Annotated in this window: 23 protein-coding genes and 1 riboswitch; of the genes, 12 read left to right on the top strand and 11 right to left on the bottom strand. The window is 68.5% G+C overall.

Features of this window, described 5'->3' with window-relative positions:
* The first annotated feature begins 969 nt into the window (after positions 1-969).
* From ACFY9I_RS08805 to ACFY9I_RS08790, 4 genes are all read left to right on the top strand, one after another.
* Complete coding sequence (locus tag ACFY9I_RS08805; protein WP_390999154.1) at positions 970-1,230, top strand: LysR family transcriptional regulator; 261 nt, start codon at positions 970-972, stop codon at positions 1,228-1,230.
* Positions 1,231-1,328: 98 nt separating this feature from the next.
* Positions 1,329-1,988 (top strand): M15 family metallopeptidase, encoded by a 660-nt coding sequence (locus tag ACFY9I_RS08800; protein ID WP_390998517.1) that lies wholly within the window; start codon positions 1,329-1,331, stop codon positions 1,986-1,988.
* Positions 1,985-2,668 carry a maleylpyruvate isomerase N-terminal domain-containing protein gene (locus ACFY9I_RS08795; protein ID WP_390998515.1) on the top strand — a complete coding sequence of 228 codons (684 nt, stop codon included), beginning with the start codon at positions 1,985-1,987 and terminating at the stop codon, positions 2,666-2,668. The genes ACFY9I_RS08800 and ACFY9I_RS08795 overlap by 4 nt, the downstream gene beginning before the upstream one ends.
* 211 nt (positions 2,669-2,879) lie before the next feature.
* Positions 2,880-4,265 (top strand): serine hydrolase, encoded by a 1,386-nt coding sequence (locus tag ACFY9I_RS08790; protein WP_390998513.1) that lies wholly within the window; start codon positions 2,880-2,882, stop codon positions 4,263-4,265.
* Positions 4,266-4,345: 80 nt separating this feature from the next.
* Here ACFY9I_RS08790 and ACFY9I_RS08785 read toward each other — a convergent pair whose 3' ends face one another.
* The gene (locus tag ACFY9I_RS08785) at positions 4,346-4,798 is read right to left on the bottom strand and encodes a GNAT family N-acetyltransferase (RefSeq protein ID WP_390998511.1); all 453 of its coding nucleotides are present in this window, start codon (positions 4,796-4,798) and stop codon (positions 4,346-4,348) included.
* 381 nt (positions 4,799-5,179) lie between these two features.
* Positions 5,180-6,043 carry a GNAT family N-acetyltransferase gene (locus ACFY9I_RS08780; protein WP_390998509.1) on the bottom strand — a complete coding sequence of 288 codons (864 nt, stop codon included), beginning with the start codon at positions 6,041-6,043 and terminating at the stop codon, positions 5,180-5,182.
* A 163-nt stretch (positions 6,044-6,206) separates the two neighbouring features.
* Here ACFY9I_RS08780 and ACFY9I_RS08775 point away from each other — a divergent pair, with 163 nt between their 5' ends.
* Both ACFY9I_RS08775 and ACFY9I_RS08770 read left to right on the top strand, forming a co-directional pair.
* Positions 6,207-6,839, top strand: coding sequence for a haloacid dehalogenase-like hydrolase (locus ACFY9I_RS08775; RefSeq protein ID WP_390998507.1), 633 nt, complete (start codon positions 6,207-6,209; stop codon positions 6,837-6,839).
* Between the two features lie 414 nt (positions 6,840-7,253).
* Positions 7,254-8,714, top strand: a complete 1,461-nt coding sequence (locus ACFY9I_RS08770; protein WP_390998504.1) for a globin domain-containing protein — start codon at positions 7,254-7,256, stop codon at positions 8,712-8,714.
* A 34-nt stretch (positions 8,715-8,748) separates the two neighbouring features.
* On the opposite strand, the gene ACFY9I_RS08765 is transcribed toward ACFY9I_RS08770, so the two are convergent.
* The 5 genes from ACFY9I_RS08765 to ACFY9I_RS08745 all read right to left on the bottom strand — a co-directional run bounded on the left by ACFY9I_RS08765 (position 8,749) and on the right by ACFY9I_RS08745 (position 12,400).
* The gene (locus tag ACFY9I_RS08765) at positions 8,749-9,231 is read right to left on the bottom strand and encodes an NUDIX domain-containing protein (protein ID WP_390998501.1); all 483 of its coding nucleotides are present in this window, start codon (positions 9,229-9,231) and stop codon (positions 8,749-8,751) included.
* A 55-nt stretch (positions 9,232-9,286) separates the two neighbouring features.
* Complete coding sequence (locus tag ACFY9I_RS08760) at positions 9,287-10,192, bottom strand: LysR substrate-binding domain-containing protein (RefSeq protein WP_390998499.1); 906 nt, start codon at positions 10,190-10,192, stop codon at positions 9,287-9,289.
* A 189-nt stretch (positions 10,193-10,381) separates the two neighbouring features.
* Entirely contained in the window at positions 10,382-11,527 is a 1,146-nt protein-coding gene (locus tag ACFY9I_RS08755; RefSeq protein ID WP_390998496.1) for a cystathionine gamma-lyase, read from the bottom strand.
* A complete protein-coding gene (locus ACFY9I_RS08750) occupies positions 11,524-12,015 on the bottom strand; it encodes a low molecular weight protein-tyrosine-phosphatase (protein WP_390998493.1) in 492 nt (163 codons plus the stop codon). The genes ACFY9I_RS08755 and ACFY9I_RS08750 overlap by 4 nt, the downstream gene beginning before the upstream one ends.
* Positions 12,016-12,022: 7 nt before the next feature.
* Positions 12,023-12,400 (bottom strand): phage holin family protein, encoded by a 378-nt coding sequence (locus ACFY9I_RS08745; RefSeq protein WP_390998490.1) that lies wholly within the window; start codon positions 12,398-12,400, stop codon positions 12,023-12,025.
* Positions 12,401-12,457: 57 nt separating this feature from the next.
* On the opposite strand from ACFY9I_RS08745, the gene ACFY9I_RS08740 reads away from it, so the two are divergent.
* The 4 genes from ACFY9I_RS08740 (at position 12,458) to ACFY9I_RS08725 (ending at position 15,073) form a co-directional block, all read left to right on the top strand.
* Positions 12,458-12,775 carry a cupin domain-containing protein gene (locus tag ACFY9I_RS08740; protein WP_390998488.1) on the top strand — a complete coding sequence of 106 codons (318 nt, stop codon included), beginning with the start codon at positions 12,458-12,460 and terminating at the stop codon, positions 12,773-12,775.
* 166 nt (positions 12,776-12,941) lie between these two features.
* Positions 12,942-13,154, top strand: coding sequence for a DUF5326 family protein (locus tag ACFY9I_RS08735; protein ID WP_390998486.1), 213 nt, complete (start codon positions 12,942-12,944; stop codon positions 13,152-13,154).
* A 645-nt stretch (positions 13,155-13,799) separates the two neighbouring features.
* Positions 13,800-14,537 (top strand): IclR family transcriptional regulator C-terminal domain-containing protein, encoded by a 738-nt coding sequence (locus ACFY9I_RS08730; RefSeq protein ID WP_390999153.1) that lies wholly within the window; start codon positions 13,800-13,802, stop codon positions 14,535-14,537.
* A 98-nt stretch (positions 14,538-14,635) separates the two neighbouring features.
* On the top strand, positions 14,636-15,073 hold the full coding sequence (locus ACFY9I_RS08725) for an SsgA family sporulation/cell division regulator (RefSeq protein ID WP_152170141.1): 438 nt from the start codon (positions 14,636-14,638) through the stop codon (positions 15,071-15,073).
* A 33-nt stretch (positions 15,074-15,106) separates the two neighbouring features.
* Here the strand turns inward: ACFY9I_RS08725 and ACFY9I_RS08720 are convergent, their stop codons facing one another.
* Positions 15,107-16,519, bottom strand: a complete 1,413-nt coding sequence (locus ACFY9I_RS08720; protein WP_390998484.1) for a YibE/F family protein — start codon at positions 16,517-16,519, stop codon at positions 15,107-15,109.
* A 71-nt stretch (positions 16,520-16,590) separates the two neighbouring features.
* A riboswitch (TPP riboswitch) is annotated at positions 16,591-16,747 on the top strand.
* Here ACFY9I_RS08720 and thiC point away from each other — a divergent pair.
* Positions 16,740-18,566: a phosphomethylpyrimidine synthase ThiC gene (gene thiC / locus ACFY9I_RS08715; RefSeq protein WP_390998481.1), complete on the top strand. Its 1,827-nt coding sequence runs from the start codon at positions 16,740-16,742 to the stop codon at positions 18,564-18,566. Its footprint overlaps the riboswitch before it by 8 nt.
* 242 nt (positions 18,567-18,808) lie before the next feature.
* Here thiC and ACFY9I_RS08710 read toward each other — a convergent pair whose 3' ends face one another.
* The 3 genes from ACFY9I_RS08710 to ACFY9I_RS08700 all read right to left on the bottom strand — a co-directional run bounded on the left by ACFY9I_RS08710 (position 18,809) and on the right by ACFY9I_RS08700 (position 22,278).
* Positions 18,809-19,687, bottom strand: a complete 879-nt coding sequence (locus tag ACFY9I_RS08710; protein ID WP_390998479.1) for a hypothetical protein — start codon at positions 19,685-19,687, stop codon at positions 18,809-18,811.
* 183 nt (positions 19,688-19,870) lie between these two features.
* On the bottom strand, positions 19,871-20,965 hold the full coding sequence (locus ACFY9I_RS08705; RefSeq protein ID WP_390999152.1) for a metallophosphoesterase: 1,095 nt from the start codon (positions 20,963-20,965) through the stop codon (positions 19,871-19,873).
* Between the two features lie 200 nt (positions 20,966-21,165).
* A complete protein-coding gene (locus ACFY9I_RS08700) occupies positions 21,166-22,278 on the bottom strand; it encodes a substrate-binding domain-containing protein (protein ID WP_390998476.1) in 1,113 nt (370 codons plus the stop codon).
* Positions 22,279-22,712: 434 nt separating this feature from the next.
* Between ACFY9I_RS08700 and hisC the strand changes: the two genes are divergently transcribed.
* Positions 22,713-23,792, top strand: coding sequence for a histidinol-phosphate transaminase (gene hisC / locus ACFY9I_RS08695; RefSeq protein WP_390998473.1), 1,080 nt, complete (start codon positions 22,713-22,715; stop codon positions 23,790-23,792).
* Positions 23,793-23,813 lie beyond the last annotated feature (21 nt).

Here is a 23,813-nt window from a genome sequence, read left to right as displayed (position 1 = left end):
GATGGCTGCCTTCGGCCCCTACCGGGCTGTCCCTCAGTCGGCACCGGCAGCGCCGGCCGATATCCGGGCCCTGGGCATCCGCGTCCTGAGCACGGGCCCTGGCCTCCGTCCTCGCAGCCCTGCTGCTGATCCCGGACAGCCGCACCTCCTTGGAGCAGGCCGCCGGGCTGGTCGGCGACGTCACCGACGGCATCGAGATCTCACCTCCTCCAGGAACTCGACGACCTTCCGCAATGGCCGGACATCGTCACCGCCCTGGACCGGCTCGCCGACCACCTCGACGCCAACGGCACCCCCATCGACTACGGCCGGCGCCGACTCCTGGACTACACCGGCCTGCTTCCCATGGCCGCTGGCTGGAGATCTGCCACCGCACCGGAACGCCGCCGGAGCACCGCCGGAGACCGGCCGGCGCGAACGCATCGCCCGCAGCCAGCTCTTCCGACGTCTCAGCGGCCTGCCTGCCGAGTCTGCCCCCGACGACCTGAGTGGGCTCGACAGCGCAAGGTTCCGGGCTACGTCCTTGCACTTCACCGCGCTTCAGACCCCCGAACTCGCACACGCCCTCCAGCAGGAAGCCCTCGAATTCCTCGCCTCGCACCACATCCACGACGAGCCCGTGACCTGGCAGCCTCCCACCACCTTGCTGGCGGGCCTCTCTCTTCCCGGACCCGACCCGGCGCATCGCCCTACCGCGCCTGCACCAGATCGTCCGAGAACGTCAGCACCCCGTTCAGCACGCCGCCCAGGTCCGAGGCACGACCGTCGAGGCCATCCGGCATGTCCTCGACGAACACCCAGCCCCCGCACCCCCGCTGACGAAGCACGCCGCCAGAGCCACCGGCCGCATCCGGCAACAAGCCCGGCAAACCGTGCCGGAAGAGCGCTTCACTCCATCTCCGCTCTCGCGGCGGAGCCAGCCACCCCACCGCCCTCCGCAGCCCCGAGTAGGCCGCATATGCCCCCGCCATCCCGTGTGACGCCCTGACCAGCACAAATGCCCTGCAGCAACTCGAACGCTTCGCTTCCGCCCTGCCCTACCCCACCGTCGCCGAAGCCGCCCGAGCGCTCGGCATGCACCAATCGACACCGACAACCCAGATCAACCGGCTCGAAAGGGACCTGGGTCGACCCCTGATCGAACGTGCTGAACGGGGCCGCAGGATGCGGCCCACTCCCTTTGGCAGGAAGGTGGCAGCGGCCACCAAGCGTCTCACCGACCCAGACTGACGGCCGCAACAAGACGGGCAGTCACTCGCCGAGAGTCCTTCCTCGGCGAGTGACGGGAAGAGAGCCATGGAGGCACAAGGTCACGAGATGATCGCGTCATGACTGAGATCGTCTTGATGTCCGACGCGAGAGTCACAGCCGTGCCTGTTCGCGAGTGTGGTGAACGGCTCGTCGATGTGCGACGGGACAACTCTCTGCTGGTCGATGAGCGAAAGTGGCAGGCCGCAGGCGCCTTCGCCTACCTGCGGCAAGGAGTGCTCGATCGACTCCTTAAGGCCCAGGCACAGCTGCCTCAAGGATTACGGTTGTTGTTCGTCGAGGGGTATCGCCTGCCGTCCCTGCAACGTCACTACTTCGACGAGTACGGAGATCAACTGCGGGCCGATCACCCGGACTGGTCCGTTGAGCAGGTACGTTCGGCAGCCAGCCGCTACGTGTCCCCGCCTGAGATCGCACCCCACAGCGCCGGCGCAGCCGTTGACTTGACGCTCGCAGACGCCGACGGCCGTGAACTTGACATGGGCACCCGCATGAACGCGACTCCTGAGGAGAGCGCGGGCGCCTGTTACATGCAGGCCGACAACATCAGCGACGAGGCCCGCTCCAATCGAGACATCCTGGGCATCGCGCTTACTGCTGCTGGCCTGGTCAACTACCCCACAGAGTGGTGGCACTGGTCATACGGAGACCGTTACTGGGCCTTGATGACAGGAGCGGATGCCGCCCACTACGGGCCCAAGGAGCTGGATTCGGCATGACCCGGGATCGGGTAGTTGAAGCGTTTGGTCTTGAAGCTGGGCAACTCGCGCGGGCGATGACCGAGGTTTCGGAGGCTGAGTGGCGTCTGCCGACGCGGTGTGAACCGTGGAAAGTATGCGACTTGCTGGCGCATGTTCGCGTGGTGATTGCCTGGCTTCCCAACATGCTGACCGCACCGGCGCCGACCCGTGCCGAGGTCTCGGCAGCGGAGTACTACCGGCCCGACGACCGATTCGCTCCGGAAACCAACGCGGCTCGGATCTCTCTGGCCCAGGCTCATGCGGCCGAGCAACTGAGTGGCACCGCGCTCGTCGAGGATTTCAAAGCCACTTGGCAGCGTGTGGACCGACTATGCCGGGCTGAGCCGGAAGGGCGTGTGGTTTGCACCAGGCATGGTGATCCGATGCTCCTGTCGGAGTTCCTGCTGACGCGAGTGGTTGAGGTTGCCCTGCATGGCTTGGATCTGGCCGACGCCTTGGGACGCGAGCCGTGGCTGACTTCCCAGGCCGCAGATCTGGTGCAGGATCTTCTGCTCGACCCGGATGGCGTGGCGGCACTGGAGAAGCTGGGCTGGGGGCAGCTTCTCTTCCTGCGCAAGGCGACCGGACGCGAGCCGATCACAAGGGAAGAAGCGCTTGACGTCGACCGCCTGGGCATCCGGTGGCTCGCACTGGGGTGAAAACGTCGTTGGAGTGGATCTGCAAAGGGCGTCGGGCCGGGGGACCGTGGCCGACGCCCGAGGAAATGACACGTCCGTGAGACGGAAGCCATGTCACCCAGCGTGAGACACCGTGAGAAGCACCAGGTCAGAGCGGTGGGCCGTGACACAGAATTCGAGACCCTACAGGAATGCGCTCGACGGGCCATGCCGGGCCCGATGAACTGGGCGCATGACAACACCTCAGGAAGAGCTGCTCCCCACCACCTGCCGGGCCCTGCTGCACCGTATCGCCGTCGCTCAGGCCGAGGGGCGGACGCCGTCGCTGGTCGCGGCGGTGGTCCGGGGCGGCGAGACTGTGTGGGACGGGGCGCGATCCTCGGTGGAGGGGCACGCGCCCGACTCGAACGTCCAGTACCGGATCGGTTCGATCACCAAGACCTTCACCGCCGTTCTGGTCCTGCGGCTGCGGGACGAGGGCCGACTGGACCTCGGCGACCCGTTGGAGAAGCATCTGCCGGGCACCGGCGCGGGGGAGGCGACCATCGCCGAACTGCTCGCCCACACGGGCGGACTGGCGGCCGAGTCACCGTCACCGTGGTGGGAACGCACCGCGGGTTCCCTGCGCCCGGAACTCGCCGACGTGCTCGGCGAGCAGCCCCACCGCCATCCCGTCGGTCGCCGCTTCCACTACTCCAACCCGGGTTTCACCCTGCTCGGCGCACTCGTCGAACAGTTGCGGGATGCTCCTTGGGAGGACGTCCTGCGCCGTGAGGTGCTCGAACCGCTCGGTCTGCACCGCACGACATGGAACCCGGAGGCACCACACGCCGGTGGCTGGGCGGTGCATCCCTGGGCCGATGTGATGTTGCCGGAGCAGGTGGAGGACCTGGGACGAATGGGCCCGGCGGGTCAACTCTGGTCCACGGCAGCTGACTTGGCGAGTTTCGCGGCCTTCCTGACCAAGGGGAACGACCGGGTGCTCAGCGCGGAGTCCGTCCTGGAGATGCGGACGCCGGCCGCGCCGGGGGAGGCCGCCGATGTGTCGGCCGGTGTGTCCTATGGGCTCGGGATGCAGCTACAGCACCGGGACGGCCGATTCCTCGTCGGCCACGGAGGTTCGGTCCCGGGCTTCCTCGCACAGCTCACCATCAGCGTCGAGGACGACGTGGCAGCCGTTGTGCTGACCAACTGCACCTCCGGGCCAGTGGTCTCGGACGTGGCCGCCGACCTCGTGCGCATCGTGGCGGAGGCGGAGCCCCGGATCCCCGAGCCATGGCGTCCGCTGCCCGAAGTGAACCGGTCGGTTCTGGAGTTGGCAGGGCCTTGGTACTGGGGGACGTACTGCTTCGTGTTGCGGCTGGTCGCCGACGGTGGTGTCTCGCTGGAGCCACTCTCCGCCACTCTGCGCAGCGCTCGTTTTCGACGCAACGAGGACGGGGGCTGGACTGGGCTCAACGGATACTTCGCCGGCGAGCTCCTACGTGCCGTACGAAGGCCCGACGGGAGCGTGAGTCACCTGGACCTCGGATCGTTCGTGTTCACGCGTCAGCCGTACGAGGAGGGGGCTCCGGTGCCGGGTGGAGTTGATCCCGAGGGATGGCGGGGGATGGTGTAGGCGTCGTTCTGGCGAGGAAGGGGCGCTCACGCGATGTTTCACGTGAAACAGGGCCCCACCCGTGTCATGGGGGCCGTTTTTCAGAGCGGCAGTTTGAAGCCCACGTGGGTGGCCTCGAAGCCGAGCCGTTCATAGAAGCGGTGGGCGTCGGTGCGCGTGGCGTCGGAGGTCAGCTGCACCAACTGGCAGCCCTGCCGCCGTGATGCGTCGATCGCCCACTCGACGAGCTGTGTGCCGAGACCGCTGCCGCGCTCATCGGCGTGGACGCGTACACCTTCGATGACCGAGCGGGTGGAGCCGCGCCTGGAGAGCCCCGGGATGATCGTCAGCTGCAGCGTGCCGACGACACGGCCTTCACGGACGGCAACCGCCAGGTGCTGGTTCGGATCGCCGCTGAGGCGCTCCAGAGCGGTGAGGTACGGGGCCAAATCCTGCGGCGACTCGCGCTGAGCCCCCAAAGGGTCGTCGGCCAGCATCGCGACGATCGCCGGGAGGTCTTCCTCGGTCGCCGGGCGAATGTAAAGGTCTCCCATGCCCGCACCCTACGCGGGGGCGTTCAGCGACTCCACGACGCGGATGTCTGTGTGTGGGGGGCAGTCCGGGGTTCTTCGCCGCCTTGTCCAGGGCTTCGCGCAGGGCGGCGTCATCGGTTCACGTGGCCGGCCTCGACGGCTCCTCCGTCACCTGGCTCCTCGTCCTCCGCGGCCCAGGCCATGAAGATCGGGGCCTTCAACCAAATGCCCTTGCGCTGGCCCTCGCATCGACAGCCAGGGGGTGCGCGACGAGCGTCGTCGGCACCGTCGTCGCGGGAGCGGTCGAGGCCGAGGAGCGGGCGGCCGTCCACCGCTGAAAGACCCGAGACGGCCGTCCACCGCTGATCGCTCAAGGCGGTCCGGATCTGCCGGTCCTGAGCCTCAGGTGGCCGCCACTGTCAGGGGGGCGAACCGCCGGGTCCAGTCGCCCGGAAGCTCAGGAGTTCCGTACGTCATCACCGAGTTGAAGGCGATGGATGCCAGGCCGCGTTCCTTCGCCCACGTCAGCAGTTCCGCATGGCGTACGTCGATGTCGGTACGCAAGGGTCGATCGGTGTGTGCGGCCAGAGAGGCGATGAGCGCCTTGGCCGTCTGGGTGTCACGGGCGATCAGCGGGCCGACGACATGAGTGTCCATGTTGGGCCAGGCGGCCGCGTATCCGGTGATCCGGTCGTTCTCCTCGGCCACGCGTAGTTGGTCGGCGAAGGCGGGGAGCCGGGTGAGGATGTGGGTGCGGTCCGTGCCGAAGACGTCATCGTCGAGTCGGAGGATGCTGGTGAGGTCCTCTGCCGTGGCGGGGCGGGTCAGGACGGCGGGATCATGTCCGGGCGTGAGGTGCCCGCGGACCATCTCCGCCCGCCCGGCGGTCTTGAAGCCCAGCTCCTCGTAGAGCGGACGTCCGTACGGAGTGGCGTGCAGGGTCAGCGGGGTCGCGCCCATCTCCGAGAGGACGTGGCGCATCAGGCGCCGACCCACGCCCTGGCGCGCGTGCCGCTCGGCCACCAGGACCATGCCGATCGCCGCCAGATCGGGGCGGTCGGCCGGGCCGTACTCGGTCACCACGCAGGCGGTGACGAGCCCGCCCTCAGGATCGTCGACTCCGTACCCCGTCCCGGCCGCGAGGAGCAGCCCCCACTTGTGCTCCTCACGAGGCCAGCCCCGATCCTCGGAAAGATCGGCGCAGGCGGTGCGATCGCGAGGCGTCAGACGGCGGATGGGCAGGGAGGCAGGGAAAGGTGTCGGCACGCGGGTCAGGCTGTCCGACACGAGCCCTTGCCGTCCACCGGTTTGCGGTCGGACGTACGTTCTTTGGCCGGCTCGTGCACAACCGCGCATCGCGTGGACAGATGTTTCACGTGAAACAGCCGTCTCCAGGCATAGGCGGGCAGGCGCGATAGTCTCGGCTCGCATGACGCGACTGCACCTGTTCGACTTGGACGGGATGCTGCTGCACGGTACGGCGGTCCCAGTGGAGATCTCGCGGCAGCTCGGCCTGGACCAGGAGATAACCACGCTCGAACGGGCCTTCGTGGCACGGCGCATCGACTCGCGTGGCTACGCACAGCACGTCCGTGAACTGTGGTCCGGGCTCACAGAGAGCCACGTCGACGCGGCCTTCGAAGGAGCGCCATGGCTACGGCGCATTCGGGTCACGTGGGCCGAGATCCGGGACCGAGGGGAGTACTGCGCCGTCATCTCGCTCTCGCCCTCGTTCTTCGTCGAGCGCCTCACGACGTGGGGTGTACACGCGGCATACGGTTCGCGTTTCCCCTGTGTGCCCTTAACCGAGCCCGTCGATCCGGCTGGGATCCTCACGCCGACGGCAAAGGTGGAGATAGCGGACCGGCTCTGCACGGAGTTCGGATTGACCCGCGCCGATTGCGTCGCATACGGCGACTCCCTCTCCGATGCGGAACTCTTCGGTACGGTACCGATCTCGGTCGCCGTGAATGCCGACCGGCATCTGATGGGGCTCGCCACTCACGCGTACACGGGGCGGGATCTGTGGGATGCCTATGAGTTGGTGCGCCACGCCCGGTAATCGCAGGAATTGATGATTCGCCCCCATTGAATTTGCGGTATGGCCAGGGGGTACTTGTGTGTGGCCCGCCTGCCGGTAGGGTCGAGTCCGGTTCGTGTCCGAAGCGAGATGCAGTCGTCTCATGGCGGGGGCGCGAACACAGCTCAATGCAGCCTAACCGGACAGGGAGATCGAGGACCTGCGTTTACCGTTACGAGGTGGGACGCCCGTGCGCTGTGGAACGCTGCCGTGAGTGCGGTTCACGTCACACTCCCACCTACTTGTCCGTACGGAGCGGGAACCCGGGTTGAATGTGGCCGCGTTGGTCGAGGGGGAACGAACGGGAAAAGCAAGGCCGTCCGCGGGGGAAAGCGCGCGACTTCCGAGTGGGGAAGCGCGCAGATCGACCGAATGACGCTTGAGGCGAGGCAGACCATGGACGCTCCGACCACCACGTCGGCCGGCAACGGTACTTCGGGTGACAGCGACGGAAGCGGCTGGTTCACGCCGCGCACTTCTCCGTCGTCCCCCGGCGGCGACAAGGAGCCCGAGGGCAACCGCCTCGCCGCCCTGCGGCCCATGGGCCGGCCCCAGAAGGCGTCGGACGAGCCGCGGCAGAACCAGGACAGCGCCGCGAGGCAGCGAATACAGACCCCTGCGGACCCTCCTCCCAGCGCCCCACCCCGCCCCCAGCCCGGCCCGACGGCGGCAGAACCCGGCTCGGAGCAGTCCGTCTTCGACGCCCGTATGCCCGTCCAACACGTCGACGGCGCGGCCGCCGCCTCTCCCGACGCGGTCCTCATCCGGCGGACGATGGCCGATATAGGGCCCGTCGCCGACAAGGTCACCTCGTACTTCTACGCGCTGCTCTTCGTCCAGCACCCCGAACTGCGCTCGATGTTCCCCCCGGCGATGGACGCCCAACGCGACCGCCTGCTCAAGGCGCTGCTGACCGCGGCCGAGCACATCGACAACACACCCGTCCTGGTCGACTACCTGCAGAACCTCGGTCGCGGTCACCGCAAGTACGGCACCCAGGCCGAGCACTACCCGGCCGTCGGCGAGTGCCTGATCGGCGCGCTGAGCAGGTATGCCAAGTCGAGCTGGGACGACGAGACCGAGGCGGCCTGGGTCCGGGCGTACACGACGATCTCCCAGGTGATGATCGACGCGGCGGCCGCCGATGAACTGCGCTCCCCTCCCTGGTGGCTCGCCGAGATCGTCTCGCACGAGCTGAGAACCCCGGACATAGCGGTCCTCACCGTCCGTCCGAATCAGCCCTATCCCTTTCTCGCCGGGCAGTACACGAGCCTGGAGACTCCCTGGTGGCCGCGGATCTGGCGGCACTACTCGTTCGCTTCGGCGCCCCGCTCGGACGGACTGTTGTCGTTCCATGTGAAGGCGATCACGGCGGGCTGGGTCTCCAACGCTCTCGTGCACCGTGCCCGACCCGGCGATGTGCTGCGCCTGGGCCCACCGGCCGGTTCGATGACCGTGGACCACACCAGTGCCGGCGGGCTGCTCTGCCTGGGCGGCGGCACCGGTATCGCTCCCATCAAGGCCATCGTCGAGGACGTCGCCGAACACGGACGGCACCGCCCGGTCGAGGTCTTCTACGGAGCCCGCACCGGTCAGGACCTCTACGATCTCGACACGCTGCTCCGGCTGCAGCAGAGCAATTCGTGGCTCGAGGTCCGCCCGGTCGTGGACCGGCACGGACTGCTCCAGCTGCCTGACGCCATTCGTGACCACGGGCCCTGGAACGAGTACGACGCCTACCTCTCGGGCCCGCCCGGCATGATCCGCAGCGGCGTGGACGCCTTGAAGGGCGCCGGCATCCCGACGGCGCGCATACGCCACGACTCGGTGGAGGAACTGGTGGCCGCCGGAGACTGACCGCCGAAGTCGTGCTGAGCGACAACCGGCGATGTCAGCCCAGGTCGGGTGCGTGCATCGCCCGTACTCCCTCGATGTTGCCGTCGAGATAGTGCCGCAGGGAGAGCGGGACGAGGTGTACGGAGGCGATGCCCACCCGGGTGAAGGGGATGCGCACGATCTCGTACTCGCCCAGAGGCTCCTCCACCTCAGGGCCGTGCCGCTTGGAGGGGTCCATGGACTCCAGACGGCAGACGAAGAAGTGCTGGACCTTCACACCGGTGGCGCCGCCGTCCTCGCCGATGTGTTCGACGGTGTCCACGAAACAGGGCACCACATCAGTGATCTTCGCGCCGAGTTCCTCGTGTACTTCGCGGTGGAGCGCGTCGACCACCGTCGTGTCCTCCGGCTCGACCCCGCCGCCCGGTGTGAGCCAGTAGGGATCGACGCCCGGCTTGGTCCGCTTGATGAGGATCAGGTCGTCGCCGTCGAGCAGGATGGCACGGGCGGTGCGCTTGACCACGGGTCGTACGGTCATGGGAGAAATGTGGCCCTGCATGTTCCACGTGAAACATCGCCGGAGCGAAGAAGGCTCAGGACCACTCCACAGCGGCCCTCAGCAGCCACTCGTGCGCTCGGGCGATGTGCGGCATGGCCAGCGTGCCGGTACGGACCACCAGGAAGTACGTTCGCAACGGAGGCACCGCCGGGTCGACAAGCGCGACGAGGTCACCGCGTTCCAGGGCGGAGGCGCACAGGTAACGGGGCAGTACGGCCAGGCCGGCGCCCGAAACGGCACAGGCGAGGACCGCGCGCAGGTCGGGGACGACCACGGTGCCGGAGGCGGCGGGCCGGGAGTCGAAGACCGATGCCCAGTAGCGAGCGATGAACGGCATTGACTCGTGTACCTCGACGACCGGAAGGTGCTCCAGGGCGTGCGCACCCTTGTGGCGCAGACCGCCGGGGCCGATCCGATGGGCCCAGCGCGGGGCGGCGACCAGGACGTGCTCCTCGTCGCACAAAGGAGTCGCGGTGAGCAGACCACCACGCGGCTGGGCGGTGGTGATGGCCAGGTCGTGGTGTCCTGCGGCGAGACCCTCCAGCGTCTCGTCGGCGTTCCCGAAGGAGACCCGCAGTGCCACGTGCCGACCGTCGTCCCCGGTCAGCTCGGTGAGGGCGGGCAGGGCTCGCTCGGCCGTGAACTCAGGATGACCGGCGAGATGCAGCGTCCGTGAGGAGGAATCGTCGTCGACACCGGTTTCGGCGATCTCCACCAGCGCGTCCAGGTGCGGCGCCGCCTTGTGGGCGAGCTCGTCGCCGATGGTCGTCGGGGTCACTCCCCGGGCCTGCCGCAGGAAGAGAGGGCGGCCCAGTTGCCGTTCGAGGGTGCGTATCTGCGAGGTGACGGCCGGCTGCGAAAGACCGAGCAGTGCGGCGGCGCGGGTGAAGGAACCGGCCCGGTGCACGGTCACGAAGGTTCGCAGTAAGGCCAGATCCATCGCCGCCCCTCCCCTCGCCATCCTGGAGCGCCCCACTATAAATAAGTCGATAGGTCCCTGTCGCTACCGTGATTGGACACTGACACAGAGTCAACTAGCCTTGGTCGCGCGGTTCTTCGCGCGTGGAACCGGGGACGGTCCGAGCCACGAGGGGGGAGGCTCGGACCGTCCGTTGTGCGTAGTCGAGTATCAGCCGGCGGTAACGGCGAGCGCCCGTAGTACGTCCGCCACCAGGTCGTCGGTGTCCTCCGCGCCGGCCGAGAACCGGATGAAGCCCTCCGGAACGGCGTCGCCGCCCCACCGACCGCGCCGCTCAGCGGTGGACCGCACCCCGCCGAAGCTCGTGGCGTCGTCCACCAGACGCAGCGCGTCGAGAAAGCGGTCGGCTCGCGCACGCGTGGGCAACGCGAACGACACCACGCACCCGTAGCGACGCATCTGCTGCGAGGCGATCTTGTGCGAAGGGTCGTCGGGCAGCCCCGGGTAGCGCAGCCCGGTCACCTCGGGGTGCCCCTGAAGCGCCTCGGCCACGGCCAGGGCGTTGGCATTCTGTCGGTCGACGCGAAGCTGGAGCGTGGCGAGCGAGCGGTGGGCGAGCCATGCCTCCATCGGACCCGGGATCGCCCCGACGATCTTGCGCCAGCCTCGTACACGCTCCATCAGTGAGGCGTCGCGTCCGACGACGTAACCGAGAAGAATGTCGCCGTGCCCCGTGAGCTGCTTGGTGCCGCTGGCCACGGCGAAGTCGGCACCCAGGCCCAGCGGCCGCTGCCCGAGCGGAGTCGCCAGGGTGTTGTCGACGGCTACGAGACAGCCTCGTGCGCGTGCCGCCTCGCTGAGCCGTCGTACGTCGCACACGTCGAGCCCCGGATTCGACGGTGTCTCCAGCCAGAGCAGTTTGGCGCCGTCGAGGGCGTCGAGCTGGGCATCACCGCTCGTCGGCGCGCTGCGTACCTCGATGCCGTACGAACGCAACTGCTCGCCCGCGAGGGGCAGTACGTTGTACCCGTCGCTCGGCAGCACCAGGACGTCGCCGGTGCGTAGCTGTGAGAAGAGGACGGCCGAGATGGCGGCCATCCCGGAGGAGAAGGTGATCGCCTCGGCGTCGTCCTGCCCAGGGGACTCCAGTTCGCCGATGGCCCTTTCCAGCAGGGTCCAGGTGGGGTTCTGGTCCCGTCCGTAGGCGTACGGGCCGGTGGGCTCGCCCGGCAGGTGGTAGTGGGCGGCGAAGACCGGCCCCGGCAGGGTCGGCTCGTGCTTGACGGGTTCGGGGAGCCCGGCCCGCACCGCGCGGGTACCGTCACCGGGGCCCGCGGCGAGGTTCTCCGTGCTCATGCGGCCCGTTCCTCCACCTTCTGGCGTACGGCGTCCAGCAGACCGGGGCTCGCCGCCTCCACGAGCTCCAGGCACTCCTCGAAGCCTTCCATGCCCCCGTAATACGGGTCCGGAACGTCCAGGTCGTCGCCTGCGGCGGGGTCGTAGGAGCGCAGGAGCCGTATCTTGTCGGCGTCCGTCGGGGTCGGGGCAAGGCGTCGCAGGGCCTTGAGGTGGCCCTCGTCGAGGGCGATCACGAGGTCGAGCCGGGAGAACCAGGAGACCTGGAACTGCCGGGCCGTGTGCATGCCGTCATAGCCGTTCGCCTCCAGAACGGAGACGGTGCGCGGATCGGCGGCGTCGCCCTCGTGCCACCCGCCGGTGCCGGCGCTGTCGACCTCGACCAGCCCGTCGAACCCGGCCTCCGCCAGGCGGGCGCGGAAGACCGACTCGGCCATCGGGGAGCGGCAGATGTTGCCGGTGCAGACGAAGCAGACTCGGTAGGTCATCGGACCCTCAGTCCCCGTCGGGCAGGACGAGGGAGAGCGCCCAGGAGACGATCGAGATGATCAGGCCGCCCAGCACGGCGGTCCAGAAGCCCTCCACGTGGAAGCTCAGGTTGAGCACGTCGGCCAGCCATGAGGTGAGCAGCAGCATCAGGGCGTTCACGACCAGGGTGAACAGGCCGAGCGTCAGTATGAACAACGGAAGGGTGAGCAGCTTCACCAGCGGCTTGACCACCGCGTTCACCAGGCCGAAGACGAGGGCGACCAGCAGCAGGGTGCCGACCTCCTTGCCCGTGCTGTCGCCGGTCAGTGTGATCTTGTCGAGCAGCCATACGGCGACTGCCAGCGCGCCCGCGTTGGCGATCGTCTTGACTAGGAAATTCATCATGTGTCTGATCGTGGCAGAAGCGATCGGTACGAGCACTGGGCAGGGGCGACTAAGTCGATGAAGGCATTCCGGTTGGATGAACTGGAGGCGGAGCGCGCCGCCAATGACGGTGCCTACCTGCAGTTCCTACGCGAGCGGAACATGTCGGTCGGGCTGTACGCGCTGGACGCCGGCGACTTCGATCCGCAGAAGCCGCACAGCCAGGACGAGGTGTACCTCGTCGTGAGCGGTCGCGCCTCGCTCACGATCGGCCTGGAGACCACCCAGGTGGCGCGCGGCAGTGTCGTGTACGTGCCAGCCGGGGTCGCCCACAAGTTCCACCACATCACCGAGGACCTGAGGGTCGTGGTGGTGTTCTCTCCGCCGGAGGGGTGAGGTCCGCCTCCGCGTTCCCTAGGGGAACGATCAGGGACGGACAAGGGGTACGAAACCCCCGGACGGCCCCTTCGCGGCCCTAGCATCGATGTCAGGACAGCAGTAGTGGCCCGGAAGCAGTGCCTCGATGGCGGGGCGACGGGTGGAGACACAAGGAGCAAGGGCGATGCGGGAGATCTTCGCGGGGATGCCGTGGTGGGTGAAATGGATCGCGGTGCCGGTCATCGCCCTGCTGGTGTTCGGAGGGCTGATAGTCAGCGTCGTCCAGTTCGTGGTGGGCCTGCTCTTCAAGGTGCTGGTCTTCGTGGCGCTGGTCGGCGGACTGATCTACGTCGTCAGGAAGTTCACCGCCGGCTCCTCGTCGCGCGGCGACTGGTGAGGCGTCAGCACCGCGCAACACCTGAGGCGCGTGTGGGTGAGGGCAGGTCAGGCCACGACGGTAAAAGGAACGTGAGGTTCCCTCGCCAGAGGGAAGTTTCCCGGCGGGGCCGTCTGCGAGCGGTGACAGGCGGCTAGAGTCCGGGCACTCGTCGCGGGCTCGGCCCCGCGGGCGGCACATCCCCCTCCCGTGTCCCCCGCACGGGCGGCCCTCCTCGCGCTTCGGGAGTGACCCTTGGCCACGGCTGACACCGCACCCGCAGAACCACTCTCCCCACCCGCCCGGCCTCGCTCCAGGTCGACCCAGAGCGCCGCTCCCCCCACCCAGCCAGGACCTCGATCGACCCCGACAGCCCCCGAGCAGTCCCGTGCCAGAACCGCCGAGACCCAGGCCTCGCCTCCACCGCCACGCAGGACGCCCTCGAAGTCCCCGGCGCCCCCCGTGCAGCCACGGACCTCGCCGGGCGAGGAGAACGGGCGATGCGCCGAGCCGCCCGACGCTCAGACGCGGCCGACGGCATCGCCGCCCCGGGCACAGACACAGGGGCTCGTCCGTCCCGTGCCGGCTCAGGGACATGCGCCGGGAAGAGGAGCGCGGATCCCGTCACCGGCGTCGCCGCCCGGGTCGGAGGCCGGCTCCGGCACGCTGATCGGCTCCGTACAGCGGGCCATGCGGCTGCTGGAGGCCGTTGCCGAGCGGGAACACGGAGCGCCCGCCAAACAGCTGGCGCGGGATGCCGGACTCGCCCTGCCGACGGCGTACCACCTGCTGCGCACGCTGGTGCACGAGGGCTACCTCCACAGGGAGAAGGGACTGTTCTTCCTCGGCGAGGCGGCCGAGCGGCTGAGCAGCAGCGGAGCGCAGCAGAAACGTCGCAGCACCGTGGGCGAGGTTCTGGCGCACTGGCGGGACGCCCTCGGCGCACCCGTCTACTTCGCGATCTACCGGGACGGCGAGATCGAGGTCATGTGCGTCGCCGACAGCCCGAGCGCGCCGGCGGTGGAGGAGTGGGCCGACTTTCGGGAGACCGGCCACGCACACGCCATCGGGCAGTGCCTGCTGTCCCAACTGAGCGACGAAGCACGCCGCGACCATCTGGACCGCTATCCGGTGCAGTCGATCACCCCGTACACGGTCCGTGACAACGAGACGCTGCTACGGCGCCTCGATCGGATCGGACGGATGGAACCGGTCGTCGAGCGGCAGGAGTACGCCCTGGGGACGGCCTGTGCGGCCATCCCGATCACGGTGGGGACCACTGCCGGGACCCTCGCCATCTCGCTGCCCTCGCACCAGGCCGACCGGCTGCTGCCGGCGGCCCATCAGTTGCAGACCGAGATCGGAAAGGTACTAGGGACACTCGCGATCTCTATCAGCATCTGAAAAATCACTCCTTGTGATCTCTCGTGTACTTTCAGCAAACTTCCAGGGGTGTCAGGCGGATGATTCCTGGCCAGTCGACGAACACGGCGGGGTAGGCGATGCGCGAGTCGGTACAGGCAGAGGTCATGATGAGCTTCCTCGTCTCGGAGGAGCTCTCCTTCCGCATCCCGGTGGAGCTGCGTTACGAGACCTGTGATCCCTACGCTGTGCGGCTGACCTTCCACCTGCCCGGCGACGCTCCGGTGACCTGGGCCTTCGGGCGGGAGCTGCTCATCGACGGGGTCGGACGGCCGTGCGGTGACGGGGACGTCCATATCGCGCCCGCGGACCCGGAGTCGTTCGGTGAGGTCCTGATCCGGCTTCAGGTGGGCACCGACCAGGCGATGTTCCGGGTCGGCACGGCGCCGCTGGTGGCCTTCCTGGACCGTACGGACAAGCTCGTGCCCCTGGGGCAGGAGCGTTCCCTCGCCGACTTCGACACGCTCCTCGACGAGGCGCTGGACCGCATCCTGGCCGAGGAACAGAGCGCCGGCTGAACCGTTACGGCGTCCGTCGCGACCTGTAATGCTTCAGCGCTTGCGGCGACGGCCCTTTCCTCCGCGCGCCGGAGCCGGAGCGGGAGCGGCCGCTGCTTCCAGGGCAGTGGGGCGGTCGGCCGAGACGACCAGGGCGGCCAGCGCGGTGGTCACCGGGACGGAGGCCACCAGACCGATCGAGCCGACCAGCGTGCGCACGATCTCCTCGGCGACCAGCTCGCTGTTGGCGACCGTGCCGACACTGCTCTGGGCGATCGAGAAGAGCAGCAGCAGCGGCAGCGCGGCACCGGCGTAGGCGAGGACGAGGGTGTTGACCACCGAGGCGATGTGGTCCCGGCCGATCCGGATGGCCGCGCGGTACAGCCCACGCCAACCCATCGCGGGATTCGCCGCGTGCAGTTCCCAGACCGCCGAGGTCTGGGTGACCGTGACGTCGTCGAGCACACCGAGCGAACCGATGATGACGCCCGCGAGCAGCAGACCGCTCATGTCGATCGACGGGTACAGCCCGTGGATCAGGCCGGTGTTGTCGTCCGTGTTGCCCGTCAGGCTGGCCCAGCCGATGAACCCCGAACCCAGCAGACCGATCAGCAGCAGCGAGATCAGCGTGCCGAGCACCGCCACGGATGTCCGGGCCGAGAGTCCATGGCACATGTAGAGCGCGATCAGCATGATGGCGCTCGCCCCGACCACCGCGACGACCAGGGGATTCGAGCCTTGCAGGATGGCCGGCAGGATGAAGAGGGTCAGCACCATGAAACTGATGGCCAGCGCGACCAGGGCCATGACACCGCGCAGCCGGCCCACCACCACGACAGCGAGCGCGAAGATCCCGGCGAGCAGCGCCATCGGGAGCTTCCGGTTCACATCGGTGACCGAGTACTGCAGGTCCTTGGGCGCGGCGGGCTCGTAAGCGACCACGACCTCCTGGCCCTGCTCCAACTGCCGTGACTGGTCGGGCTGCACGATCTCCGTGAACGTACGTCCCTTGTCCTTGCCGGTGTCGACCCGGACCGTGGCCTTCTTGCAGGTGCCGTTCGCCTGCTGCTGTGCGGCCGAGCCTTCGGCGGTGGACGTGTCGCCGGTCGGGGGGACGCCGGAGGCGTTCACCGACGAGCAGTCGACCGCATCGACCTTGGTCACAGTGGCCTGTTGCGTCTGCCGGTCGAAGCCCACCCCGGTGCGCTCGTGCGCCGGTGCGCCGCCGGGCCAGAGCACGACGAGGCCCACGACGACCGCGGTCGCGAAGGGGATCAGCACCGCGGCGATGACCTTGCGAAGATGCTGTGAGACGGGCGCGGCTGGGCCGTGGCTGTGGCTGTGCGAATGGCCGTGGCCGCCGTCGGAGCCATGGCCGCCGTCGGAGCCATGGCCGTGGCCGTTTCCTGGGCCATGGCCATGGGGCGGCTCGGAGGGTGGAGGCGGTGGCTGCTGCGTCGTGGTCACCGCCCGATCATCGCAAGAACGAGCGATGCCCACTGTTCACCGCGCCACATCTGCCGCTAGCGTGGGGGCACCTTTGCACACGCGGGAGCTCGGAGCACCGGGCTGAGAGGGCGCTGACCTCCGCAGACGCGATGTTTCACGTGGAACATCGTCGGGCGGAAATCGCTGCGTCGACCGCTGAACCTGTTACCGGGTAATGCCGGCGTAGGGAGTAGGTCTCATGACCATCGAGGACACACGCACGTCTGCCTCCGGCCGGACGGACGGGACATCTGCCGGGTCCGAGGGCGAAAAGAATCGGGGCGAACAGCCCCTGGAGGCCGGGAAGTCCATCGGCTGGCACAAGGCGTACATCGAGGGCTCACGCCCCGACGTACGGGTGCCGGTCCGCCAGGTGCACCTCACCAACGGGCAGTCCGTCACCTTGTACGACACCTCCGGCCCGTACACCGATCCGACAGCCGAGACCGACGTCAGGAGGGGGCTCCTCCCTCTTCGCGAGAACTGGATCGTCTCCCGGGGAGATACCGAGGAGTACGCGGGCCGTCCCGTGCGCCCCGAGGACGACGGCATCAAGCACACCTCGCCGCGCGGTGGACTGCGCAACCTCGACGCGGTGTTTCCGGGGCGGTCGCGTCGGCCGCGCCGCAGTCGTGACGGCCGAGCGGTGACCCAGCTCGCGTACGCACGACGCGGGGAGATCACCCCGGAGATGGAGTTCGTGGCCGTCCGGGAGAACGTCTCGTCGGAGGTCGTGCGCGAGGAGATCGCCGCGGGCCGGGCCGTACTGCCCGCCAACGTGAACCACCCGGAGATCGAGCCGATGATCATCGGCAAGCGGTTCCTGGTGAAGGTCAACGCCAACATCGGCAACTCCGCGGTCACCTCCTCCATCGAGGAGGAGGTCGAGAAGATGACCTGGGCGACCCGCTGGGGAGCGGACACGGTCATGGACCTGTCCACCGGCCGGAACATCCACACCACCCGTGAATGGGTGCTGCGCAACTCCCCCGTCCCCATCGGCACGGTGCCGCTCTATCAGGCACTGGAGAAGGTCGACGGCAAGGCCGAGGAACTGACCTGGGAGATCTACAAGGACACGGTGATCGAGCAGGCCGAGCAGGGCGTGGACTACATGACGGTCCACGCGGGCGTGCGCCTGGCGTATGTGCCGCTCACCGCGAACCGCAAGACCGGCATCGTCTCCCGCGGCGGATCGATCATGGCGGCCTGGTGTCTGGCACACCACAAGGAATCGTTCCTCTATGAGAACTTCGAGGAACTGTGCGAGATCCTCGCCGCCTACGACGTGACGTACTCCCTCGGCGACGGCCTCCGGCCGGGCTCCATCGCGGACGCCAACGACGAGGCGCAGTTCGCGGAGTTGCGCACCCTCGGGGAACTCAACACGATCGCCAAGCGTTTCCACGTACAGACCATGATCGAAGGCCCGGGACATGTTCCGATGCACAAGATCAAGGAGAACATCGATCTGCAGCAGGAGATCTGCGATGAGGCTCCGTTCTATACGCTCGGCCCGCTGACCACGGACGTCGCACCGGCGTACGACCACATCACCTCAGGCATAGGTGCCGCGATGATCGCGTGGTGGGGCACCGCGATGCTCTGCTACGTCACTCCCAAGGAGCACTTGGGACTGCCCAACCGTGACGACGTGAAGACCGGCGTCATCACCTACAAGATCGCGGCCCATGCGGCGGACATCGCCAAGGGGCACCCGGGCGCACAGGAGTGGGACGATGCGTTGTCGGACGCCCGCTTCGAGTTCCGCTGGGAGGACCAGTTCAATCTGGCCCTCGACCCCGACACCGCCCGTGAGTTCCACGACGAGACCCTCCCGGCCGAGCCGGCCAAGACGGCCCACTTCTGCTCCATGTGCGGCCCGAAGTTCTGCTCGATGAAGATCTCCCAGGACATCCGTCGTGAACACGGCGGTTCCCGGGCCGAGATCGAGGCGGGTATGGCCCAGAAGTCCAAGGAGTTCGCCGAGGCGGGAAACCGGGTCTACCTGCCGATGGCGGACTGAGGCGCACCGACGTGCGGGTCGGACACGGCGGACGTGGTCCGATCGCGGACGCAGGTCCCCCGTGCGCCAAGCGGTGCTCTTCCGGCCGGTTGCCGGGAGAGCCCGCCGCCACGGGGCAGCGGTGACCTGAGACCGGCTGGGCGAAGCGCTCGCCGCTGTGGGGCGGTCCGTTCCGGCCGGCGTGGGTGTGGCGCCGGGGCCGCCAGCCCGGTGGATGCCGGGGCGGCGGCCGGGGCCCGGCGTCATTCGGGCCGGTGCTCCGGGCCGCCGAAGTCCGGGCTCGTGAAGTCCGGGCTGGTGTAACTCGGGCGAGAGGCGGTGCCGCCGCTGTCCGGGCTGCTGCTGAAGCTGGGGCGGTTGTAACCGAGGTGCGGCATACGGCTGGGCGGTGCCGGTCGGTCGGACTCCTCCAGTGCCGCCGGGCCCGGGTTCGCGAGGGCGTCGCGGAGGAACGGCAGGATGCCACGCTCCAGAAGGGCTTCGCGCCAGGCCTCCCTGGCCCGGTTCACCTCGTCGTTCAACTTGCTGCGAGCACCGACGTCCAGGAGGGCGGTGGCGTTGTTGCGCAGCGCGGTGAGAAGCAGACCGACCGCGGCCACGAGGATCGCGGCCGCGGTGACGGCACCGAAGACCCACCCCGTGGTGAGGAGGGTCTCCGCGATCGCCCGCTCGGGGTCGAGCACCTTCATGACGTACCCCACGAGCAGGAAGAGCACGGCGGCGGTGCCGGCGAGGACGGGCGCGAGCACCGCGGCTATCGCACCGGCGCCCGCACCGGCCGCCTCGGTGACCTCGCCCATGGTGGCCGCGAAACCCACCGCGCTTCCGTCCGGTTCGCTGGAGCCGGTCGCCGTTCCATCGGGGGTGGATGGGCTGGCCGACGACGGGCTGCGGAAGTCGTCGCGGACCTTCACGTAGTACTGGTACTCGGTCGCCGCGGCGGCCGTGATGATCGCCGTGGCGTTGAGGGCCATGGTGCGCAGTTGTTCGGGGTTGAGCCGCCGCAGGCCAGCGGCGAATTCCGGGCGGTGTGGTGCGGAGCGCAGCGCCTCGCCGAGGATCCGCTCGTACTCCTGGCGGTCCTCACTGAGCAGGTGCTGCGGAACGCTGTTCATGTGCATCCCCCGATGCTCCGTAGGGCTTGTGGCTCGGCATGCTGACGAGCCGTCGGGCAGAAACGGAGGGGAGCCTGCTACGGATAAGCAGATGGTAGAGCGGTGACGGCAGGCGGTGACAGGGGGTTTGCGGAAATTGGCCCCTGGCCAGCGAAGTCTTCCGACGGAAGTCGCCTGCCCGTTGACGGCTCAGGTAGGCAGCGGAAGTTCCTGGACCAGCAGCTTTCCGGCCATGGTCACGCCGCCGTCCATGGCGACGGCGAGACCGTCCGCATAGACGTACGGTCCTTCGACCGAAGGTCCCGTGTCCTCCTCACCGTCCTCCGATCCGACCTCGCCCAGGAGGTACGGAATGGGGCTGTGACCATGGACGATGCGGGTGCCGCCGTAGACGTCGAGCAGAGAGCGCACGGCGTCGGCTCCGCCCTCGTCGCGGAAGGAGAAGCGCCGGGTGAACTTGCGGAAGAGGTCCCAGACCTCGTCCGCGTCATTGCGTGTGATCGTCTCGCGGATGGTGTCGTTGACGGCCTCGATGGAGTCGCCGTAGTCGCGGTAGGCGGTGGTGTCGGAGTGCACCAGGAGATGACCGTCGACCTCCTCCATGGCGTCGAGGCGGGCCATCCACTGGAGGTGGTGGTCCTGGAGGCGGTCCATGTCCGTCTTCTGGCCGCCGTTGAGGAGCCAGGCGGCCTGGAAGGTGGCGGTGCCCGCGCCGGAGTTGACGGGAGTGTCGCCGAAACGCTTGGCGCCGAGCAGCAGCAGCTCGTGGTTGCCCATGAGGGCCTTGCAGTAGCCGCCGGCCGCGGCCGCCTCGGCGGACAGGCGCATTACGAGGTCGATGACACCGATGCCGTCCGGACCGCGGTCGGTGAAGTCGCCGAGGAACCAGAGCCGGGCCGTGCCCGCCGACCAGTTGCCCGCGGCGTCGACGAGGCCCTTCTCGCGGAGCGCGGCAAGGAGCTCGTCGAGGTAGCCGTGAACGTCCCCGACGACGAAGAGCGGGCCGGGGCGGGCGGAGGGCTGCTCGGCCGCCACAGCGTCCGGGTCGACCACGACATGGACCGTGTCGCCCCGGTTGATCACTGGGAGGTCCCGCTGGGTCGGGGTGTACCCCTCCGGGTAGCCCTCCGGCTCCTCGGCGGGCCCGGAGGCCTCACCGGGGTGCGCGGTGTGTCCGTACGGACCGGCCTCGTGGACGTACGCGGGCACGCGGAAATCGCGCACCGTCGGCGTCCGCACCTCGGGTCCCTGACCGGCCCCCTGCGTCATCGACCCCTCCACCACCATCGCCCGCATCTGCACCGCATCGGACTGCCTGGTCGCAGCGGCCCGCGGTGTCGTGCGCCCATCATAGGAATGCGGATCGCGCCATGTGATGACCCAGGGGTGGTGAAATGGCGCAGGACCCCAGTCCACTGCGGTTTTCTCCCGAATTGGGCGGGGCTCTCCCCGCCCGATTCCCGTTCGGACCCTCAGCTCGGGCGTCAACCCACGTCAGGTGATCGTGGCGGGCTGACCGTCGTACGCGGTGGACGCCGCTCCGACGAGGTCCGCACGATCAGCTCCGTCGGTATCACCTGCTCGACCGGTTGGTCCGATTCGACCCCCTCGATGGCATCGATGAGGAGCTGGACCACCGCCGTGCCGATCCGGCGCGGCTTCAGCGAGAGCGTGGTGATCGGTGGCTCGGTCGTCGCGTACACGGCGGACTCGCTGCAGCAGACGAGCAGCAGGTCGTCGGGGACGCGCAGACCGTAGCGCCGGGCGGCGGCCAGTAGATCGGTGCCGTTGGGGTCGAAGAGACCGTAGACCGCGTCGGGGCGGTCCGGCCGTGCCAGCAGCCGGTCGGCGGCGACGGCTCCGGCGCACGGATCGTGCGCTGGATAGGCCTCGTACACCGGATCCTGGCCCACACGCTCGCACCAGCGCAGGTATGCGGTGGTGGAGAGGTGGGTGTACGTGTCCGTCGTCGTGCCCGTGAGGAGTCCGATCCGGCGGGCGCCCGCTTCGGCCAGATGGTCGAGGATGCCGAGGACCGCGGCCTCGTGGTCGTTGTCGACCCACGCGGTGACCGGGAGCGAGCCGGCCGGGCGACCGTCGGAGACCACCGGTAAACCCTGGCGGACGAGCTCGCTGACGACCGGATCGTGGTCGGAGGGGTCGATGACGACGGTGCCGTCCAGCGCCACGTTCGACCACACGTCGTGTCGTGAGGTCGCGGGGAGGATGACCAGGGCGTAGCCCCGGGCCAGCGCGGCCGAGGTGGCGGCCCGCGCCATTTCTGCGAAGTACGCGAACTCGGTGAAGGTGAAAGGTTCATCCCCGTACGTGGTCACGGTCAGGCCGATGAGGCCGGACTTGCCGGTTCTGAGGGTTCGGGCCGCCGCCGAGGGGCGGTAGCCAAGTCGGTCGGCGACCTCGCGTACATGGCGTCGGGTGGCGTCCGGGAGCCGGCCCTTGCCGTTGAGGGCGTCGGAGACGGTCGTGATGGAGACTCCGGCGGCGGCGGCCACGTCTCGGATGCCCGCCCGGCCCGACCGGCTGCCTCGGCGGGGCGTTTCCGCGCGGCTCACCTGGTGCTTCCCTGCTGCTGTCATGGCGAGCCGATAGTAGGGCTCATGCGGTGGGGTAGTGCGGACGCATATGCGCTCGTTGGCAGGCACGTTTCTGCAAGGCCGCTCCGGGTTAATTTCCTTGCATTGCAAGGGAGTTGGGCGATCCGAAGTCAGTACGTGACTTGTCGACGCCCATGGGCCTGCCAAGTCGCTCATGTTTCGAAGAGGTCTCAACTCACCTGCACGGGTGATGCGCGCCACGGCGCGAGCCACCGGCGCGTACGCCCACGAGTGGCGCGCCCCCTGATTCGTACACCTTCATGCGCTGATGCCCGTGAGTCGGCCGGACGGCAGGGGCGGTGGACGAGGCGAGGGCGGATGCGCACGCACGGGTGGACGTGGTTGTCCACAGGCCATTCGCAAGGGCGCCGAATCCTCCTAAGGTGAGAAGCATTACGTCGACGAGGAGGACTGCGGTGAGCGAGACGAGCCCCAAGCTGCGAGCGGAGCTGGAGGGTATCCCCACCTACAAGCCCGGCAAGCCGGCCGCGGCGGGCGGCCCGGTGGCGTACAAGCTGTCCTCCAACGAGAACCCCTATCCGCCGCTTCCCGGTGTGCTGGAGAGCGTGACCGGGGCGGCCGCGTCCTTCAACCGCTACCCGGACATGGCGTGCACGGGGCTGATGAGCGAGCTGTCGGAGCGCTTCGGGGTGCCGGTCACCGATCTGGCCACGGGCACCGGCTCGGTCGGCATCGCCCAGCAACTGCTGCAGGCGACCTCGGGACCGGGCGACGAGGTGATCTACGCCTGGCGGTCGTTCGAGGCGTATCCGATCATCACGCAGATCAGCGGGGCGACCTCCGTGCAGGTGCCGCTGACTCCGGGCGATGTGCACGACCTGGACGCCATGGCGGACGCGATCACCGACCGGACCCGGCTGATTTTCGTGTGCAACCCGAACAACCCCACGAGCACGGTCGTGCGCCGGGCTGAGCTGGAGCGGTTCCTCGACCGAGTGCCCGCCGATGTGCTGGTGGTGCTGGACGAGGCGTACCGGGAGTTCGTGCGGGATGCCGAGGTGCCGGACGGCGTCGAGTTCTACCGCGAGCGACCGAACGTCTGTGTGCTGCGCACCTTCTCCAAGGCGTACGGGCTCGCAGGGCTCCGAGTGGGATTCGCCATCGCCCAGGCACGCGTGGCGGCCGCCCTGCGCAAGACGGCCGTGCCGTTCGGTGTGAGCCAACTCGCACAGGACGCCGCCGTCGCCTCGTTGCGCGCCGAGGACGCGTTGCTCGGCCGGGTCGGCTCACTGGTCTGCGAGCGGAACCGGGTCGTCGAGGCACTGCGCGGCCAGGGCTGGACGGTGCCGGAAACGCAGGCGAACTTCGTGTGGCTGCGGCTGGGGGAGCGCACGGTCGACTTCGCCGGAGCGTGTGAGCAGGCCGGTGTCGTCGTTCGGCCGTTCCCGGGTGAGGGTGTGCGGATGACGATCGGTGAGAGCGAGGCGAACGACATCTTCCTGAAAGTGACGGAGGCGTTCCGCAAGGAGCTCTAGACAGCCTCTGACCAGGGGGCT

Origin of the sequence: Streptomyces sp. NPDC012510 (genome assembly GCF_042955065.1) — a bacterium.
In the GTDB taxonomy this organism is placed as follows: domain Bacteria; phylum Actinomycetota; class Actinomycetes; order Streptomycetales; family Streptomycetaceae; genus Streptomyces.
The sequence above is the reverse complement of the archived record's forward strand: the minus strand, read 5'-3'. Positions and strand labels throughout refer to the sequence as shown.

Bases quoted from the DNA above. Each gene is read 5' to 3' on its own strand.
- ACFY9I_RS08735 (WP_390998486.1), top strand. From the start codon at position 12,942: ATGCGGGAGATCTTCGCGGGGATGCCGTGGTGGGTGAAATGGATCGCG.
- ACFY9I_RS08745 (WP_390998490.1), bottom strand. From the start codon at position 12,400: ATGATGAATTTCCTAGTCAAGACGATCGCCAACGCGGGCGCGCTGGCA.
- ACFY9I_RS08800 (WP_390998517.1), top strand. From the start codon at position 1,329: ATGACTGAGATCGTCTTGATGTCCGACGCGAGAGTCACAGCCGTGCCT.
- thiC (WP_390998481.1), top strand. From the start codon at position 16,740: ATGACCATCGAGGACACACGCACGTCTGCCTCCGGCCGGACGGACGGG.
- ACFY9I_RS08755 (WP_390998496.1), bottom strand. From the start codon at position 11,527: ATGAGCACGGAGAACCTCGCCGCGGGCCCCGGTGACGGTACCCGCGCG.
- ACFY9I_RS08770 (WP_390998504.1), top strand. From the start codon at position 7,254: ATGGACGCTCCGACCACCACGTCGGCCGGCAACGGTACTTCGGGTGAC.
- ACFY9I_RS08775 (WP_390998507.1), top strand. From the start codon at position 6,207: ATGACGCGACTGCACCTGTTCGACTTGGACGGGATGCTGCTGCACGGT.
- ACFY9I_RS08785 (WP_390998511.1), bottom strand. From the start codon at position 4,798: ATGGGAGACCTTTACATTCGCCCGGCGACCGAGGAAGACCTCCCGGCG.
- ACFY9I_RS08710 (WP_390998479.1), bottom strand. From the start codon at position 19,687: ATGCACATGAACAGCGTTCCGCAGCACCTGCTCAGTGAGGACCGCCAG.
- ACFY9I_RS08750 (WP_390998493.1), bottom strand. From the start codon at position 12,015: ATGACCTACCGAGTCTGCTTCGTCTGCACCGGCAACATCTGCCGCTCC.
- ACFY9I_RS08700 (WP_390998476.1), bottom strand. From the start codon at position 22,278: ATGACAGCAGCAGGGAAGCACCAGGTGAGCCGCGCGGAAACGCCCCGC.
- ACFY9I_RS08790 (WP_390998513.1), top strand. From the start codon at position 2,880: ATGACAACACCTCAGGAAGAGCTGCTCCCCACCACCTGCCGGGCCCTG.
- ACFY9I_RS08725 (WP_152170141.1), top strand. From the start codon at position 14,636: ATGCGCGAGTCGGTACAGGCAGAGGTCATGATGAGCTTCCTCGTCTCG.
- ACFY9I_RS08760 (WP_390998499.1), bottom strand. From the start codon at position 10,192: ATGGATCTGGCCTTACTGCGAACCTTCGTGACCGTGCACCGGGCCGGT.
- ACFY9I_RS08740 (WP_390998488.1), top strand. From the start codon at position 12,458: ATGAAGGCATTCCGGTTGGATGAACTGGAGGCGGAGCGCGCCGCCAAT.
- ACFY9I_RS08795 (WP_390998515.1), top strand. From the start codon at position 1,985: ATGACCCGGGATCGGGTAGTTGAAGCGTTTGGTCTTGAAGCTGGGCAA.
- ACFY9I_RS08765 (WP_390998501.1), bottom strand. From the start codon at position 9,231: ATGACCGTACGACCCGTGGTCAAGCGCACCGCCCGTGCCATCCTGCTC.